Source organism: Neisseria sp. P0022.S010 (assembly GCF_051956635.1).
This window is the reverse complement of the sequence record NZ_JBQCXF010000455.1, coordinates 1-2,377: the sequence shown is the minus strand read 5'-3', so window position 1 is coordinate 2,377 and position 2,377 is coordinate 1. Positions and strand designations below refer to the sequence as shown.

Annotated in this window: 2 protein-coding genes; both read left to right on the top strand. The window is 64.7% G+C overall.

From position 1 onward, the window contains the following. Positions 1-20: 20 nt before the first annotated feature. Positions 21-1,349: a sulfate adenylyltransferase subunit 1 gene (locus ACTHUT_RS18085; protein WP_440419294.1), complete on the top strand. Its 1,329-nt coding sequence runs from the start codon at positions 21-23 to the stop codon at positions 1,347-1,349. Between the two features lie 497 nt (positions 1,350-1,846). Further along, positions 1,847-2,377: flavodoxin domain-containing protein (locus ACTHUT_RS18080; RefSeq protein ID WP_440419292.1), on the top strand; the 531-nt coding region annotated here is incomplete at its 3' end.

The following is a 2,377-nucleotide window of genomic DNA, read 5'->3' as shown; positions in this document are numbered from 1 at the left end:
CCCAAAGAAAGCCCGACATCATGACCAGCCCCCACCGCCAAGCCCCCCTGCGCTTCATCACCGCCGGCAGCGTGGACGATGGCAAATCCACCCTCATCGGCCGCCTGCTCTACGACAGCAAAGCCCTGCTCGGCGACCAGGTACGCCGCCTCGAAAGCAGCCGCAGCCAAGGCGCGATCGATTTCTCCGCCCTCACCGACGGCCTCGAAGCCGAACGCGAACAAGGCATCACCATCGACGTGGCCTACCGTTACTTCGCCACCGCCCGCCGCAAATTTATCATCGCCGACACCCCCGGCCACGAACAATACACCCGCAACATGGTAACCGGCGCCTCCACCGCCCACGCCGCCGTATTGCTCATAGACGCCGCCCAGCTCGATTTTCCCCAACAGCCGCTGCAACTGCTGCCGCAAACCAAACGCCACTCCGCCATCCTGCGCCACCTGCGCTGCCCGCACATCATCGTGGCCGTCAACAAAATGGACTTGCTCGGCTTCAGCCAAGAAAAATTCAACGCCGTCGCCGCCGCCTACCGCGAACTGGCCGACACCCTCGGCCTGCCTGAAACCCGCTTCATCCCCATCTCCGCCCTCAATGGCGACAACATCGTGCACGAAAGCGCCCACACCCCGTGGTACCAAGGCGGCTCGCTGCTGCAAGTGCTGGAGAGCCTGCCCGCAGGCGAAGGTGTGCCCGAAGCGCCGCAAGACTTCCATTTCCCCGTACAGCTCGTACAGCGCGCCGACGGCAGCAAACAGGACGACTTCCGCGGCTACCAAGGCCGCCTCGAAGCCGGCAGCGTGCGCGTGGGCGACAAAGTCCGCGTCGAACCTGCCGGGCTCGAAAGCAGCGTGCGCGGCATCATCGGCCTCAAAGGCAGCGTGGATCAGGCAACCGCAGGCGAACCCGCCACCCTCCTCCTCGCCGACGACATCGACATCTCGCGCGGCGACACCATCCTTTCCGCCGCCAGCCCCCTCGCGCCGCAGCGCCGCCTTGCCGCCACCCTGTGCTGGTTCGACAGCCGCCCGCTCAATCCCGCCCGCAAATACCTGCTCAAACACACTACTCGCACCGTGCCCGCCAAAATCGCCGCCGTACGCCGCGTGTGGGACGTGCACACCCTCAGCCACTCCGCCGAGCGCAACACGCTGGAAATGAACGACCTGGGCGAAGTCGAACTCACGCTGGCACAACCCGTCGTCTGCACCCCTTATGCCGCCAACCCCGCCACCGGCGCCTTCATCCTGATAGACGAAGCCACCAACCACACCGCCGCCGCCGGCATGATACTGGCCGACGCAGAAGCAGCGGGCGAAACACAGCAGGCAGAACAGGCTACCTGAAACCGCCCCTTCTCCCATGGGAGAGGGCGGCATGCCGCAAAGCCTGCGTAAACCCCAAAGGCTACCTGAAAACCCGACGGCCAACGTTCAGGTAGCCTGCAGATCGGACATAAATGCCGAACAGAACAAACAAAGGCCGTTTGAAACCGCCGCCTTTTCCCGTGAGAGAAGGCTACCTGAAACACAATCCGGCAGCCTACCCGCCGTACCACCGGAGCGCGGACACCCCCGTTCGCCGTACGCAAGACGGGCTACCTGAAAACCTGACGACCAAATTTCAGGTAGCCCGCAGCAAGAGTAGGTTGGATTAGCCTGCAAGCCGTAACCCAACAATCCGCCCCTTAATTTTCAGGTAGCCCAACCCATAACAAACCCATACCAAGGAACCCGCCATGAACCCGCTTCCCCCCGAACTCGCCGCCCAAATCGCCGCGCTCAACCCCCTGCAGCTGGCCTGGCTCTCCGGCTACTGCTGGTCGCAGGCCGGCGGGCAGGCCGTGCAGCCCGGCATTGGTGCGCCTGCCGCCGCAGCCCCCGCGCCCGCCGCCAAACCCTTGCGCGTGGCCGTGATTTCCGCCTCGCAAACCGGCAACGCCCGCAAAGTGGCCGCAGAGCTGCAGCAAAGGCTCGCCGCCGCCGGCGTGAACGCCGTCCATGCCGCCGCCGCCGACTACAAGCCCAAAAACATCGCCGGCGAACAACTCGTGCTGTTCGTTACCTCCACCCAGGGCGAGGGCGAACCGCCCGAAGAAGCGCTCAGCCTCTACAAACTGCTCAGCGGCAAAAAAGCCCCCAAACTTTCCGGCCTCAAATTTGCCGTGCTCGGGCTGGGCGACTCCAGCTACCCCATGTTCTGCGGCGCGGGCAAAAGTTTCGACGAACTGTTAGCCAAACTCGGCGGCGAACGCCTGCTGGAGCGGCAGGATTGCGACTTGGAATACCAGGCCGAAGCCGCCGCCTGGCTGGACAAAATCGTGCCGCTGGTGGGCAGCTTGGCCGCCGCGCCCGCCGCCGCAACTGGTACGGGC